The 14,565-nt window shown below is 55.9% G+C and carries 17 protein-coding genes; 10 read left to right on the top strand and 7 right to left on the bottom strand.

Going from position 1 to position 14,565, the window contains the following annotated elements; genetic code table 11:
* Positions 1-20: 20 nt before the first annotated feature.
* The 6 genes from ACGLHT_RS03705 to ACGLHT_RS03680 all read left to right on the top strand — a co-directional run bounded on the left by ACGLHT_RS03705 (position 21) and on the right by ACGLHT_RS03680 (position 6,655).
* Positions 21-974, top strand: a complete 954-nt coding sequence (locus ACGLHT_RS03705; protein ID WP_054572129.1) for a GTP-binding protein — start codon at positions 21-23, stop codon at positions 972-974.
* Positions 975-1,008: 34 nt separating this feature from the next.
* Complete coding sequence (gene ribBA / locus ACGLHT_RS03700) at positions 1,009-2,124, top strand: bifunctional 3,4-dihydroxy-2-butanone-4-phosphate synthase/GTP cyclohydrolase II (RefSeq protein WP_054572130.1); 1,116 nt, start codon at positions 1,009-1,011, stop codon at positions 2,122-2,124.
* Between the two features lie 22 nt (positions 2,125-2,146).
* Positions 2,147-3,196: an Lrp/AsnC family transcriptional regulator gene (locus ACGLHT_RS03695; RefSeq protein ID WP_054572131.1), complete on the top strand. Its 1,050-nt coding sequence runs from the start codon at positions 2,147-2,149 to the stop codon at positions 3,194-3,196.
* 482 nt (positions 3,197-3,678) lie between these two features.
* Complete coding sequence (locus ACGLHT_RS03690) at positions 3,679-5,166, top strand: SulP family inorganic anion transporter (RefSeq protein ID WP_009684101.1); 1,488 nt, start codon at positions 3,679-3,681, stop codon at positions 5,164-5,166.
* An 11-nt stretch (positions 5,167-5,177) separates the two neighbouring features.
* Entirely contained in the window at positions 5,178-6,029 is an 852-nt protein-coding gene (locus tag ACGLHT_RS03685) for a universal stress protein (protein ID WP_012316922.1), read from the top strand.
* A 92-nt stretch (positions 6,030-6,121) separates the two neighbouring features.
* Complete coding sequence (locus ACGLHT_RS03680; protein ID WP_009684099.1) at positions 6,122-6,655, top strand: NUDIX hydrolase; 534 nt, start codon at positions 6,122-6,124, stop codon at positions 6,653-6,655.
* A gap of 33 nt (positions 6,656-6,688) precedes the next feature.
* On the opposite strand, the gene tnpC is transcribed toward ACGLHT_RS03680, so the two are convergent.
* The 7 genes from tnpC to ACGLHT_RS03645 form a co-directional block, all read right to left on the bottom strand.
* Positions 6,689-8,224 carry an IS66 family transposase gene (gene tnpC / locus ACGLHT_RS03675; protein WP_009684098.1) on the bottom strand — a complete coding sequence of 512 codons (1,536 nt, stop codon included), beginning with the start codon at positions 8,222-8,224 and terminating at the stop codon, positions 6,689-6,691.
* Between the two features lie 61 nt (positions 8,225-8,285).
* Positions 8,286-8,621 carry an IS66 family insertion sequence element accessory protein TnpB gene (gene tnpB, locus ACGLHT_RS03670; protein WP_009684097.1) on the bottom strand — a complete coding sequence of 112 codons (336 nt, stop codon included), beginning with the start codon at positions 8,619-8,621 and terminating at the stop codon, positions 8,286-8,288.
* A complete protein-coding gene (gene tnpA, locus ACGLHT_RS03665; protein ID WP_009684096.1) occupies positions 8,618-8,950 on the bottom strand; it encodes an IS66-like element accessory protein TnpA in 333 nt (110 codons plus the stop codon). The genes tnpB and tnpA overlap by 4 nt, the downstream gene beginning before the upstream one ends.
* Before the next feature lie 143 nt (positions 8,951-9,093).
* Positions 9,094-10,596, bottom strand: a complete 1,503-nt coding sequence (locus tag ACGLHT_RS03660; RefSeq protein WP_054572132.1) for an aldehyde dehydrogenase family protein — start codon at positions 10,594-10,596, stop codon at positions 9,094-9,096.
* A 24-nt stretch (positions 10,597-10,620) separates the two neighbouring features.
* Positions 10,621-10,923, bottom strand: coding sequence for an EthD family reductase (locus ACGLHT_RS03655; RefSeq protein WP_054572133.1), 303 nt, complete (start codon positions 10,921-10,923; stop codon positions 10,621-10,623).
* Complete coding sequence (locus tag ACGLHT_RS03650; RefSeq protein ID WP_054572134.1) at positions 10,920-11,450, bottom strand: flavin reductase family protein; 531 nt, start codon at positions 11,448-11,450, stop codon at positions 10,920-10,922. Before ACGLHT_RS03650 ends, ACGLHT_RS03655 begins: the two co-directional genes overlap by 4 nt.
* Positions 11,447-12,514 (bottom strand): LLM class flavin-dependent oxidoreductase, encoded by a 1,068-nt coding sequence (locus ACGLHT_RS03645; RefSeq protein ID WP_054572135.1) that lies wholly within the window; start codon positions 12,512-12,514, stop codon positions 11,447-11,449. Before ACGLHT_RS03645 ends, ACGLHT_RS03650 begins: the two co-directional genes overlap by 4 nt.
* A gap of 456 nt (positions 12,515-12,970) precedes the next feature.
* Between ACGLHT_RS03645 and ACGLHT_RS03640 the strand changes: the two genes are divergently transcribed.
* The 4 genes from ACGLHT_RS03640 (at position 12,971) to ACGLHT_RS03625 (ending at position 14,244) form a co-directional block, all read left to right on the top strand.
* Positions 12,971-13,180, top strand: a complete 210-nt coding sequence (locus ACGLHT_RS03640; RefSeq protein WP_075047053.1) for a hypothetical protein — start codon at positions 12,971-12,973, stop codon at positions 13,178-13,180.
* Positions 13,181-13,276: 96 nt separating this feature from the next.
* Complete coding sequence (locus ACGLHT_RS03635; RefSeq protein WP_131812214.1) at positions 13,277-13,486, top strand: hypothetical protein; 210 nt, start codon at positions 13,277-13,279, stop codon at positions 13,484-13,486.
* Positions 13,476-13,778, top strand: a complete 303-nt coding sequence (locus tag ACGLHT_RS03630) for a nucleotidyltransferase family protein (protein ID WP_054572137.1) — start codon at positions 13,476-13,478, stop codon at positions 13,776-13,778. The genes ACGLHT_RS03635 and ACGLHT_RS03630 overlap by 11 nt, the downstream gene beginning before the upstream one ends.
* 70 nt (positions 13,779-13,848) lie before the next feature.
* Complete coding sequence (locus ACGLHT_RS03625; protein ID WP_054572138.1) at positions 13,849-14,244, top strand: hypothetical protein; 396 nt, start codon at positions 13,849-13,851, stop codon at positions 14,242-14,244.
* Positions 14,245-14,565 lie beyond the last annotated feature (321 nt).

Here is a 14,565-nt window from a genome sequence, read left to right as displayed (position 1 = left end):
CTGCCGTCGGAGTCATCGCTATGAAAATCCCAGTCACTGTGCTAACCGGGTACTTGGGGGCCGGAAAGACAACGCTTCTCAGGCGGATGCTTACCGCACCTGGCGGTAGGCGCTATGCAGTCATCGTCAACGAATTTGCAGAGCTTGGGATCGACTCAGAGCTGATTGAGAACAGAGATGAGCAGGTCATTCAGCTCAGCAATGGATGCCTGTGCTGTTCTGTTCGCGGCGATCTTTTGCACAGTCTAGAAATCCTGCTCGAGAAGGGTGGGTTCGATGCCCTCGTCATCGAGACAACAGGATTGGCCAACCCAGCACCAATAGCTCAAACCTTCATGCTCGATGATGATTTGAACGACGACCTGGTATTGGATTCAGTGGTGTGTGTTGTCGATGGAGCACACATCGAAAGCTACTGGAAGCGGCACCCCGAGATCGTCCAGCAACTGGCGTTTGCGGATACGGTCTTGCTGAACAAAGTCGAGACGCTTACCGGAAGCCAGGCTGACGCCGTCGAAGGTCTCTTGCGCAGATTGAGCCCCCAAGCCGAACACTTCCGAACACGCCATTGTGATCTGGACGTCTCCATACTCACCGGGCGTGGGTCTTTTACCCTGGAGACTCTTCGATTGGAAAATGGGGGGCAGTCAAAGCCCATTCTTCTCCACCGTCATGATGACGAAGTTGTGAGCGTTTCTCTGACGACTGAGAAGGAAGTTGTACCAGACCGATTCATGGGGTTCATCCAGACCCTGCAGCGCGAGTACGGTGAAGACCTTCTTCGATACAAAGGGATTTTGGCTTTTACCAATGAGCCGCGCCGCTTCGTATTTCAAGGTGTTCAGGCGATGGCTGACGGTGATGTCCAGCGGCTTTGGGCTGACGGCGAGCCACGTGTTAGCAAGCTCGTCTTCATTGGCCGCAATCTTGAATCTGAAGCGCTACGCAGCTCATTTGAAGCCTGCCTTCGTTAACTCCGTACTCCACTCTTAGGCGACCAATAACAATATGCCTTTCAACACAATCGAAGAAATCATCGATGACTTTCGTCAGGGCAAGCTTGTCCTTCTGGTGGATGACGAAGACCGGGAAAACGAAGGTGATCTGCTGATCGCTGCTGAAAAATGTACTCCGGACATCATCAATTTCATGGCACGAGAAGCGCGAGGTCTCATCTGCCTTACTCTGACTGATGATCATTGTGTCCGCTTGGGCCTGGAGCAGATGGTGCCCAGTAATCGGGGCGCCTTCACGACCGCTTTTACAGTCTCGATTGAGGCCGCCCACGGTGTCACGACGGGTATCTCGGCAGCAGATCGAGCTCACACCGTTTTGACTGCTGTGCATCCTGACTCTACCGCTGATGATCTAGTCCAGCCTGGCCATATTTTTCCTTTACGAGCCCGTGAGGGAGGTGTGCTTACAAGGGCTGGCCATACCGAGGCGGGGTGTGACCTTGCGCGCTTGGCCGGACTGACGCCTGCCTCCGTAATTGTGGAAGTGATGAACGATGATGGGAGCATGGCGCGCCGAGGTGATCTTGAAGCATTCGCCGAGAGGCATGGCATCAAAATCGGAACTATCGCTGACCTGATCCATCACCGCCTGACGACAGAGCGCACGGTTGTGCGTATCGGCGAGCGGGAATTACCAACGGTACATGGCATCTTTCGCTTGGTGACCTATGAGGACGTCATAGAGGGTGGTGTTCACATGGCCATGGTCATGGGGCGATTACATGGCGATGAACCCACTTTGGTAAGAGTGCATGCCATAGATCCTCTATGCGACCTGGTTGGAGCCGAATGCACCATCCCCAGTAGCTGGACGCTATGGGGGGCTTTGGAGAAAGTCGCTTCGGTAGGGCATGGTGTAGTGGTGATACTCGCCACACATGAAACGTCTCAAGCTTTGCTTGAGCGTGTGCCTCAATTAACCACGCCTAGTCGTAAATGCCAGCGGGCTCATTCCCGCACTTATGCTGAGCTAGGCACGGGGGCTCAGATTTTGCAGGATCTGGGGGTAAAGAAAATTCGGAACATGGGCTCTCCCGCTAAGTTCATCGGTTTGGCAGGGTATGACCTGGAAGTTGTCGAGATCTTACCGGCTGAAGGTGTAGTTTAACGCTTGCCCAAACTGGGAGGGGGTGGATAATACGACGATTCGCCTCCTTGACCGCATCGACATGAATACAGCTGATCTGAAAGAAGCGCCCGCTGTAACTCGCCTCCATCCGAATGGCCATGGCCCGCTTTCAGAGCAGCCCTTGTCAGCTACCGACCGGGAGATTATTGCCCACCTCCAAGAGGATGGTCGTCGACCTTTTGTGGCCATAGCACGCGAGCTAGATATTTCTGAGCGCACCGTGCGTAACAGAGTGCACCAGCTCCTTGAGCAGAATGTTATCCAGATCGTTGCTCTGACAGACCCTGCTTCCCTGGGCTATCAAGCAGGGGCTTTGGTGGGCATTACCCTTGATCTCAGCTCCCCAGTTTCCGACGTTGCGGAATCTCTGATAGGCCTCGCTGATGTCGATTATGTCGTCACCACGACTGGTCGTTTCTCGCTCTTCGTGGAGATCATTTGCTCTGACATGGCCCGCATGCAGTACGTCCTCAATCATGAGGTCGCTGTACTGAAGGGGGTCAAAGGGATCGAGGTTTTTCCTTACTACAGCGTGTTCTACCAGAGAGCGCAGTTCTTCGGTCGCGCTCCTGCGGCTCAGTCGCAGGGAGTTTTGAGCAAGGAAATGGACGATGTGGACAGGAAGATCGTCCATGAACTGAGCTTTGATGGTCGGGCGCCATTGAAAAACATCGCAAACGCTTTAGATATTTCCGAGTCCCAGGTGCGGGGGCGTTTGAATGCTTTGCTCGAATCTGGGCTGCTCAACATTATGGCCATCACTAGCCCAATGAACTTGGAAAATCGAGCTCTTGCTTGGGTAGCGGTGACTGTACGTCCAGGTGTTCGGGTAAAGGACGTAGCTGACCGTCTGCGCGGCTTTGAGAAGGTGTCTTACATCACCATATGCGCCGGTCGATTCGACCTGTTTGTCGAGGTGGTATGCGAATCTAGGATCGCGCTTTTCGACCTGATCGATGACAAGCTTCGGATGGTTGAAGGGATCGAGCGCATTGAGAGTTTCCCATACATCGATCTGCTCTATAAGCGCTTGGGCCCTGGCCGCTCCTGAAAAAAAGCCGACCTGGTAGTCGGCTAAAGAGGATGAAGCGGTGCCCAACGAAGCTGAGCTGTAACCGTCTGGCCAACTCACCCCTCAGCACACAGACCAGCTCGGACAAGAACGGGTGGAAAACAAAGCCTTGCCCGCAGGTATACCCATTGAATAAGCCTGTATCTGACGTAGGTCATGCAGAGCCTGCCAGCGGGTCGCAATCGACGATGGCTTCATTGTATACTTCGGCTCCGCATACCCCTTGAGCTACAGGAACATCAGCATGACTGTACTCCAAACGATCTACTGGCAGCCTACGCCGCCTTAGCGCTACGCCCCCTCGCAACAACCTGCTTCCGCTAGCCTCGCTCGCGGGTGCTCACTGCTGTACGCCTGGTTTTACACCTTAAGCACACAGCAAAAAATCCTCAAAATTTGAATTTGTATCGATTCGCTCGCCACTCCCTTGGCGTGCGCGATGCTTTGCCTTGGATATTTATATGCTGCAAAAACTTAGACAAACGTGGTTTTCCAACGTCCGTGCCGACGTGCTCGCGGGGCTGGTGGTCGCACTCGCGCTGATCCCGGAAGCCATCGCCTTTTCCATCATCGCCGGGGTAGATCCCAAAGTCGGTCTCTACGCCTCCTTCTGTATCTGTGCTGTCATCGCCTTTGTCGGCGGGCGCCCCGGAATGATCTCGGCGGCGACAGGCGCCATGGCACTGCTGATGGTTACGCTGGTAAAAGAGCATGGACTCCAGTACCTGCTGGCCGCGACGCTACTATGTGGCGTACTTCAAATCCTTGCCGGCTACCTGAAGCTCGGCTCGTTGATGCGCTTTGTTTCACGCTCGGTAGTCACCGGCTTCGTAAACGCATTAGCGATTCTGATTTTTATGGCGCAATTGCCTGAGCTGACCAATGTCACCTGGCATGTCTATGCCATGACCGCTGCGGGCCTGGGAATCATCTACCTGTTCCCGTATGTACCGAAAATCGGCAAGGTGATTCCCTCTCCATTGGTGTGCATTCTGACGCTGACTGCCATCGCCATTTACCTCGGTTTGGATATCCGCACCGTCGGTGACATGGGCCAACTGCCTGATACGCTCCCGATCTTCCTCTGGCCTGAAGTTCCGCTGAATTTTGAAACCCTGCGCATCATTTTCCCGTACTCGGCTGCGTTGGCAGTAGTGGGTCTACTCGAATCAATGATGACCGCGACCATCGTCGACGACCTTACCGACACCACCAGCAACAAAAACCGCGAGTGCAAAGGCCAGGGTGTGGCCAACATCGCTGCCGGCATGCTTGGCGGCATGGCAGGTTGCGCCATGATCGGCCAGTCGATCATCAACGTGAAATCTGGTGGCCGCACCCGTCTCTCGACATTGTGTGCCGGCGTTTTCCTGCTGCTGATGGTGGTATTTCTTGGCGAGTGGCTCTCCAAAATCCCTATGGCGGCACTCGTGGCTGTGATGATCATGGTGTCCATCGGCACCTTTAGCTGGGATTCCTTGCGTAATCTGAAAGAGCATCCGCTGTCGACCAACCTCGTCATGGTGGCGACCGTCGTGGTCGTCGTGGCCACTCACAATCTGGCTTACGGCGTACTGGTAGGTGTGCTGCTGGCCTCCCTGTTCTTCGCAAACAAGGTCGGGCACTACCTGGATATCAAGAGCACTCTTGAAGAGACGAAATCGCATCGGACTTACCGCGTCGTGGGCCAGGTGTTCTTTAGCTCTGCGGACAAGTTCACTGAGGTTTTTGACTTCAAGGAGGCGCTCAACAAGGTCACCATCGATCTCACACAGGCGCATTTCTGGGATATCACCGCCGTCGCAGCGCTGGATAAGGTCGTGATCAAGTTCCGACGCGAAGGCGCTGAGGTTGAAGTGCTCGGTCTCAATGAAGCCAGCGCGACAATCGTTGACCGCTTCGGCGTGCATGACAAACCCGGTGCCATCGACAAGCTCATGAGCCACTAAGGAGAACGACAATGACCCGCGTAATGGCATGCATTGATAACTCACAATCCTCATTGGCGGTCTGCGATTACGCAGCATGGGCCTCGCAACGACTCAGCGCTCCCCTGACCTTGCTTCATGTGCTGGATAAGGAGAAATATCCTGCATCCGCTGACCTCAGCGGCAATATCGGTCTCGGTAGCAGAGAACATCTGCTGGAAGAGTTGGCCATGCTGGATGCGCAGCGGGCAAAACTGGCGTTGGAGCATGGGCAGCACATGCTTGAAAAAGCTCGCGAGCGAACAGTTCACTCTGGCGCCATGTCACCTGATATGAAGCAGCGCCATGGCCATCTCGTCGAGAGCCTGAGCGATCTCCAAGACGATATTCGGTTACTGGTGATTGGAAGAGTCGGTGAGGACAGCACGCGCAGTGCCCAAAGTCTTGGCAGCCAGATTGAAGCGATAGTCCGAACTATCCACCGCCCCACCCTGATTACAACCAGCCATTTCAGGAAACCTGAAACGGTCATGGTGGCATTTGACGGCAGCGCAACAGGCCACAAGACCTTACAGATGCTTGCTTCAAGCCCGCTGTGCGAAGGCCTGCCAATTCATATCGTCATGGTTGGAACGGATTCTGAAGACAACCAGAACGCGCTGGAGAAGGCACGAACCACGCTTGCGTCTTCCGGCTCGCTGGTGCATTCCGAGATCCGCCCAGGCGAAGTAGAGTCCACACTGCATGCGTATCAGGCAGAGCACGGCATTGACCTCTTGGTCATGGGGGCGTACGGGCACTCACGCATCAGGCAGTTTCTGATAGGCAGCACGACCACGACGATGCTGCGTACATCCACTGTACCCTTATTGCTGCTTCGCTGAGCCAGTTCCACTGGCCACAGTATTTCCAGAACTGAGGAAATACCGTGGCCACCCTGGACGATGACTAACTGATCTTGCCGCTACGAGACCACATGCAACTCATAACTGAAATTGTTCACCCCGAGCTGAAATCCAAGCAGGGCAGAGTATTCCGTCGACATGCAGCTCGCGGCATCGTGATGCGGGGTGAACAGATCCTGTTGCTGTTCACCGAGCGCTATAACGATTTCAGCTTTCCTGGAGGCGGCCTTGATGGTGACGAGGACATTGTCGCAGGCCTGAAGCGTGAGCTTGAGGAAGAGACTGGTGCTCGTGAAATACAGGTGCTCCAGCACTACGGTTACATCGAGGAGTACCGGCCCTACCAAAAGCCACAGTACGATCTGATGCACATGACCTCGCATTTTTATCAATGCGAAGTAGCGCCCCAGCTAGAGCCGGTGAGAATGGAAAGCCACGAAATCGCTAATGGTATGCGGCCTGTCTGGATCAACCTGCATGAAGCCATCGCACACAATGAAGCCGTCATGCAGCGTCACGAGTCTTCGATGGGGCAGTCAATTCTGCGCGAAACCTACATGCTGAGAAAAGTCGCTTCCGAATTGTTGATGCCAATCAGCCTTTGAGCTGACTATTTGGCGAAGTCCACTTAGCCTGCCTCAGGCAAGCATCCAATGCTGCGGGAGTAATTGCGTGATTTCGCTCGCCCGCTGTGTCGGAAGCCGCATCAGTACATCCTTGAGATAGGCATACGGATCGTGCCCATTCATACGCGCCGACTGGATCAGGCTCATGATTGCCGCCGCCCTTTTTCCACTGCGCAGCGACCCGGCAAATAACCAGTTCGAGCGCCCAAGCGCCCACGGCCGGATCAAATTCTCGATCTGGTTATTGTCGATGGGCACAGCACCATCTTCCAGGTAGCGCGTCAGCGCTACCCAGCGTTTAAGGCTGTAATCCAGGGCCTTGGCCGTGGCCGAACCCTCGGGCACAAGTTCGCGTTGGGCCAACATCCACTCATGCAGTTTTTCAGCGATGGGCACCGCTGTTTCCTGACGTAATCGCCAGCGGGCTTCGTCGCTCATTTCCTTGGCGTGTCGCTCGACTTCATACAACCCGCCAATCGAGTGAAGCGCCTGCTCCGCCAACTGGCTTTTATTGGCTGCATGCAGGTCGAAGAATTTGCGGCGTGCATGGGCCATGCAGCCGATTTCGGTGATGCCCAGCTCGAAGCTGGCCTTGTAGCCGGCGAAGTCATCGCAGACCAGCTTACCGTTCCACGTGCCCAGGAAGTTACGCGCATGTTCGCCGGCACGGCTGGGGCTGAAGTCGTAGACCACGGCCTTTAGGGCCGAGAAAGGCGTGGTGCTATAGGCCCACACGTAAGCGCGGTGGGTTTTCTTTTCGCCTGGTGCGAGCATCTGAACCGGGGTCTCATCGGCGTGGATCACGCCCTGGGCCAACACATGCTCACGCAGCGCATCGACCAGAGGCTGGAGCTGCACACCGGTCTGTCCGATCCATTGCGCCAGTGTCGAACGGGCGATGGGCAGTCCGGCCCGACCAAAAATCTTCTCCTGCCGGTACAGCGGTAAATGGTCGGCGAACTTCGCCACCATCACGTGGGCCAAAAGGCCTGCGGTCGGGATGCCCTTGTCGATCACTTGGGCCGGTACAGGCGCCTGGATCAGTGTTTCACACTGACGGCACGTCCATTTTCCACGCACATGCCGCTCAACTGTGAACACGCCCGGAGTGTAATCGAGCTTCTCGCTGACGTCTTCGCCGATTCGCTGAAGCTGGCAGCCGCACACGCACTGAGTATTCTCTGGTTCGTGACGGATCACGGTTCGCGGAAACTGCGGCGGCAGTGGTGCACGCTTGGGCTTATGACGTGGCTCGGCCGGTGCGGCCGGCGGATTGGCTGCCTTCAGCTCGGCTTCGATAGCTGCGATATCGGTATCGAGCAGATCATCAAGCAGACTGCCTTGGTCGGGGCTCAGTTGCTCGCTGCGCTTGGCGAACTTGTGTCGCTTGAGGATGGCGATTTCATGAGCCAGTTGCTCGTTGACCGTTTCGAGGCGTTGGATTTTCTGGCTCATGGAGTCGACCTGGGACAGCAACTGCATAGCCTGTTCGGCCAAGCCGCGCAGCTGTTCCGGTGTCATCTGGTCGAGATTGGGCGAGGAAGTCATGCCGCTGATTGTGTCAGAGCAGGTCGTCAACAGCGATAAACCGACGGGCTAATGGCAGGGGCTAAAGCACTGTGATCGCGCTGCCTGCGCCGACCCGCTGCCACGGCAAACCCAGTACCAAGGCTTGAAGTTGCTCGTTATCGAGTTCGACTTCCGATCCGTGACGGATGCCGGGCCAATGAAACTTGCCTTGGTTCAATCGTCGCGCTGCCAGCCAAATGCCCACACCGTCATGCACCAAGACTTTCATTCGGTTGGCACGGCGATTAGCGAAGAGGTATGCGCAGTGCGGCTTCGCCACACCGAACACCGCGATCACCCTGGCCAGCGCGGTCTCGGTACCGGCGCGCATGTCCATAGGCTCGGTGGCAAGCCAGATGGCATCGATCCGAATCATTCCAACAGGTCTCGCAGAAAGGTGGCACAGGCGACAGCGCTTTCGGTCGGCCAGTTCACTTTGACGGTGCCACGCGGGTGCTGGATTTCAATGCAGATACTTGATGAAGCTGCCTGCGAATGTCCTCCGGCTAGCGGCAAGGGCACTGGAATGAAAGCAGGTTGCAGCGCCATAGTTTTGTTCGTGAGTACCCTAATCCATTTATGTACGAGGTTCGCGTTAAGGCTGTGCTTCTGCGCGACGCTGGCAATCGATGCGCCGGGCTGGGCGCACTCTTGGACAACTTGGGCCTTGAAGGATTTTGAATAGGAACGGCGTTGTGACTGCATGGAAAGACCCGCTTAAAAGGCTAGAAATGGTGTCCACTTAAATTAGGTGGACACCATCGCCTTTGGCGTCGGGGTCAGGAAGGTGAGTTGGCCGGACGGTTACGCTGAGCTGACGCCATCATGTAGACGGCGTCACTCGAGGATCAGTTGCAGTTCGTCCAGACTGTCTTGGTCTGAAGGAATTTTTCGATGCCTTCAGCGCCATTGTCACGACCATACCCGGACTGCTTGTAGCCACCCCATGGTGCAGCGCAATCGAAGTTTCCGTAAGTATTGATCCACACTGTACCAGCCTGGAGTGCTGCGGCTACCTTATGTGCCTTGCCTACGTCGCGTGTCCACACGCCAGCTGACAGACCAAAGCCGGTGTTGTTCGCTCGGGTGGTGAGCTCGTCAATCGATTCGAATGTTTGAACTACCAGGACGGGGCCGAAAATTTCATCGGCTACCACTTCCTGATTGTCAGACGCATTCAACAGGATCGTTGGCTCAAGGAAGTGGCCATCAGAGAGAGCCCCACCCGCTTTTTTGCCACCCATGACGCATTCGATCCCATCAGCTTTGGCGCGCTCGACAAATCCGCTGACCCTGGCGAACTGATCTGCAGAGATCAGTGGGCCCAGAGAGGTGTCTGGCGAGAGACCGTGGCCAACTTTCAGCCTTGCGGTTTCCCCCATTACCGTTTCCAGGACGCGTTCGTAAACCTTGCGCTCCACCATCAAGCGGGAACCCGCAGCGCAGACTTGGCCTGAGTAGAAGAAGATGGCCATTGCTGCGGTTGCGGCAGCTTGATCGAGATCGGCGTCGGCGAAGATTACGTTCGGGTTCTTGCCCCCAAGCTCCATGGAGACGTGTTTGAGGTCGCTGGCCGCAGTTCGGACAATGTGTTTGCCAACTGCCTCGGAGCCAGTGAAAGCGATTTTCGCGATGCCTGGGTGTTCGACTAGAGCCTGGCCGGCAACCTTGCCAAAGCCTGGGAGGACATTCAGAACTCCAGAAGGCAGACCCGCCTCAATTGCCAGCTTGGCGAGATACAGCGCCGAGAGAGGCGTTTGCTCTGCAGGCTTCAGCACGACAGTGCAACCAGCAGCCAGTGCGGGTGCAAGTTTGAAGCAAGCCTGGCAGAGCGGGAAGTTCCACGGCACGATTGCAGCGATGACCCCGAGAGGCTCTCGGCGAGTGTAGACGTGCATATCTGGCGCGCTCACCGGGATCGTCTGGCCATGGAGCTTCGTCGGCCAGCCGGCGTTGTAGCGAAGCGCCCCGATGGACAGCTCGATGTCCACAGCTCGAATCTGCGCAGCAGGCTTGCCGCTATCCAGGCTCTCAATTTGGGCCAAATCATCGCCGTGCTTTTCTATGAGGTCGGCGAGCCTGCGAATCACAGCCTCACGTTCAGATGGCAGCATTTTCGCCCACGGCCCGACCAGCGCACGGTTGGCAGAAGCGACCGCCACCTCCACATCGGCGATTCCAGCTTCGGACACATTCGCGATCAGCTGACTGGTAGCCGGGTCATACGTTGGGAACACCTTACCTTCGCAAGCTTCTACGAACTGATTGTCGATCATCAGTTTCATTGGTTGCTTCAGAAAGGCCTGAACATTCGCGCTCAGGTGCTTCAAAGGATCCAGTGGTAGATTCATAGCAAGGCCTCGCTCTAGTTATTCTTAAAAGCTTTCGAATTCGCAGGTGTAGATCTGGCAGCCACCGCTGGCGAAGTTCGATACGTCCTCCACGGCTGCAACACCAGCATGGGAGCTCAGCGATGCGTCCATTTCTTCCTGATTACGGAAACTCAGTACCGCAATCGCATGCCAGTCTTTTTGGGCGGTTGCAGTGCTGGTAATGCTGGCTTCGAACTTCGCGAGGTTCGGCATTTGCTTCACGAGCGGCACATGCACTTCCCGGTAGTGACGTTCGAACGCTTGGGTATCCGCAGGAGTTCCGTAAACCACCACCACCTGCTTCATACAGGCGCTCCAGCAGCGGGTACGGCGAACATTTTCCTGCGATGGTAGAGAAGCGGTGTCTGCTGGTTGTTGTGGTCGATGTGGCGGATATGCCCGGTTACGATGAGGTGGTCGCCACCCGGCAGAACCTCTGCTACCTCACAGGCCAGAGCGCATGCTGCATTACAAATCGTGGGAAGGCCGAGCTTTCCGCGCTTCCACTCGATGCCCTCAAACTTGTCGGCGCACTTTCCTGCGAACAGCATCGCCAAATGTTCTTGGCCTTCACCAAGCACATGGATCAGGAAAGGCTTGCCCTGAGTGAGGCATTCGAGGGTTTTGGATTTGCGATCAAAGCAGGCCAGCATCATGGGAGGAGACGCCGACAGGGATGAGACCGCCGAGAGAGTCGCCCCAACAGGGCGGCCCTCATTGTCCCAGGTAGTGATGATCGTGACTGCTGCTGGGAAGTCGGCCATAGCCTCTTTGAAGATCTGCACGTCGATCTCTGGCGCCTCGAGAGGCGCTTTCATCTGCACCTGGCTCATTTGGCACCCCCATTGATGACAGGCATAACTTCACGACCGATCAGCTCGATGGAGCGCATGATGTCTTCGTGAGGGATACCATCGATTCGGAGCAGGATCTCGTCGATGCCCATCTGCTGTAGCTTGCGAATGCGCTTAATGAAGTCGTCTGGATCGCCGACCATCACGGACGGTGTTTCCGAAACGAGGAAGTCCATGTCGCCCTCGTGATCGAGCAGGCGAAGCATTCGACCATCCAGATACTCATACGACCCTTTTTTGCCGAGCGGGGCGTAGAGGTCGATGATGAATTTGAAGTAGCTGGTGGTGACGTCGCGAGCGATATCAATTGCTCGAGCTCGAGTGGTATCGCAGAACGCAGTGGCGACGTAGAGGCCTGCTTGCTCGGTACGGCGCGGTACGGAGCTCTTGTGCGTGGCTAGGCCCGCACGATAGGCGTCGATGCACTCTTGGAGGTAATCGAAGCCGAAGTAGTTTTCGAAACTGAGCACGCCAATCCCACGCTCGCCGGCATTGCTATGCGTCTGCACGCTGGAGGCCGATACGTAGATTGGTGGATGCGGGGTCTGAACCGGGCGTGGAACAATGGTGCGGGGTGGAATACTCCAGATTGGGCCTTCATGCTGCAGCGTTTCGTCTGCGAAGGCTTTGATGAGCACTTCCATACCATCTTCCCACTGCGCACGAGTAGTGCTCGGGTCGACGCCGAAGGCTTCGAGAGTCACCAGGTTGTTCGAACGCGCAGTGGCGATTTCTGCTCGGCCATTGGAGACAATGTCCAAGGTCGAGGTTCGTTCAGCGACGAGGATTGGGTGGTTCCACTGCAGCATCACTGCACACATGGTGCGCAATTTGATGTCCTTGGTCTGTGCGGCGATAGCTGCGTACAGCACCTCAGGCGCGGAGACAGTAAATTTCGGTGGGTTGAAGTGCTGCTCAGAGGTGCCCCAGGCGTAGAAACCGAGCTTATCAGCGAGACAGGCTTCGGCGATCATTTCCTGATAACGCTGCGGAACGCTGACGCCTTGGATGGTTTCGCCTTCTTGCAACAGACTGATCTTCATTTTTTGACTCCCGTTGGGCTATTGTTTTCCGGTTTCCGCAGACTAACCCCGCAAGATTGTCGTTTTCAAGCGTTTTTTGGCGCTCGACTTGCTGTCTTTGGTTTTTTCGGCTGAGCGGTAAGCTCATTGAGTCAATGGCTATCAGGGAGAAGCTGGCCAAGTTTCAGGTGGGAAGATGCGCGGCGTTAGCGCTTGAAGGATTCGCCGGCCTGCGTTCTGCGCCGAGGGCTGATAAGGGACTTGTGTTGCTCGACGAAACTGAAACATCGATACGAGACCGGCCTGCACATGGCATCACATAGAGGATTCGTGATGCAGCCGAAGTCGAAGAACTAGCAGGTCAAGGCCCGAGCGAGCTGCCTTTGATCAACGAGCCGGAGAGCTAACATCACCGACCTTGAACGATGTAGCCATGGAGGCGACTATGGCGGCTAGCTATGGCGAAAGGGAGTGATCGTGAAAAGAGATCTGAGCAAGGTGCTCATGCCTGACCACCCCCTGTACAGCGAGGCTGTGGAAGCGCTGAAGCTGTACCACCAAGCCCAGGCTGAAGGGGTAGTTGGAGCGGAGCTGGAGCGCCTCAAGCTGATGGCCGAACATCGCTTTCAAGCCGTCACTGATTACCAGCTCCAAGCCCTTGGCGGGCCGGCAGCGAAAGGCCATTAGCAACCGGCCTTGGAGATCGGTCGCCAACATGCAAGGTGCAAAACTTGCACTTTGCCTCCTACAATCCACTTGTGACAACAGCTGACAAACCGATAGGTGGACAAGGTGACTCGTTGTGCTCGAACCGATCCGGAAAAAGCTTCTCCTGACGCTTATGATCAAAAGATGGCTCGCCGTCGCCCTGTATTCTTGAATCAGGAAACGCTTGATAGCGTTGCTCGCGAGCATCAGCTTCATCTGCAAAAGCTGAGTGAAGAACTTCAGCTTGAGGCGCGCTCGAAGGCCAGTAAACCCCATGAAGCCTAGCGATGCGATCCGTGGCAAAGAAGGAGCCATAAAGCGCCTGGTCGAATCCTACGGCTTCGTATCCCCACAGCTGTTTGGCTCGACTGTGCGAGGTGATGATCAAGAAGGTAGCGACCTCGACATCCTCGCCACCATTCCCTCCAGCAAGACCGGCACAATCTCGCTTTTCGACATCGCCGACCTTGAAGATGAGCTCCAGGTACTGATCGGCGTACCAGTGGATTTCAACATCGGCAACAACATGCCCGAACACTTCTGGCAGGAGATCGAGAGCAAGATGATCGAGCTCTAGCTACCACGCCTATTCGGAAAGGTCAGATGGCCGCGTGAGATGTTTTTGATAACAGAAGGAGGGGCGAGACGTGGTGACTCATCACCAGCTGCGCAGCCTGGAAATCGCGAAGCGCAGAGCCTTGTGGGCGCTTGCTGATCTGCAGCCTGGAGACTCTCGCGCTGAACTCCCGCTGTTGGAGATCGATGAGGTTGACCAGGCCCTGAAGGCATTAATGAGCGGTAATGAGCTCTCGAGCCAGGAGCTCGTCGATTCCATCACAACGCAGTCCCATAACGGCGTTCGCCTGGTTATTGAAGACAGCATTCCCGAGCCTTGGCGGCAGCGATTTGCGGCTGCGAGCATTGGCTCTACCCGCGTGGCTGCAGGGCCGTACTTCCACGATTTCGAGAAATTCGTTCTGACCTGGGGCGCTGAAATGGCGCACTTGGAAGCACACCGTGCGAGCCGGCAGGGCTCGAAGTGAAGAGGACGATCTTGGGAATGGCTGAGGCAGGAGAGCTGCTATTGCAGCAAACTCTCCAAGCGATACGTGCCCATCACCAAGCCGTGGACGAGGGGAAACCAGCCGACGAGGTAGAAAGGCTCCGCCTGGAGGCTGATCACCTGTACCAGACCGTCATCGACTACCAATTGCACAAGGCCGGCACGCTTGGGCAGTCAGTCCACTGATAGATGGATTCACCTCTAGGCGCGCGGCTCTTTTCAGTCGGCTTGATCCTGTCCCCATCCTTGACTATGTAGTCCAACGCGGTGGTACGTGAACGATGTCCTGTCATCTCGGAAT

Source organism: Pseudomonas sp. PsB, assembly GCF_043658375.1.
GTDB classification, from domain to species: domain Bacteria; phylum Pseudomonadota; class Gammaproteobacteria; order Pseudomonadales; family Pseudomonadaceae; genus Aquipseudomonas; species Aquipseudomonas putida_Z.
Note: the sequence above shows the minus strand (reverse complement) of the source record. Positions and strands in the feature narration are given on the sequence as shown.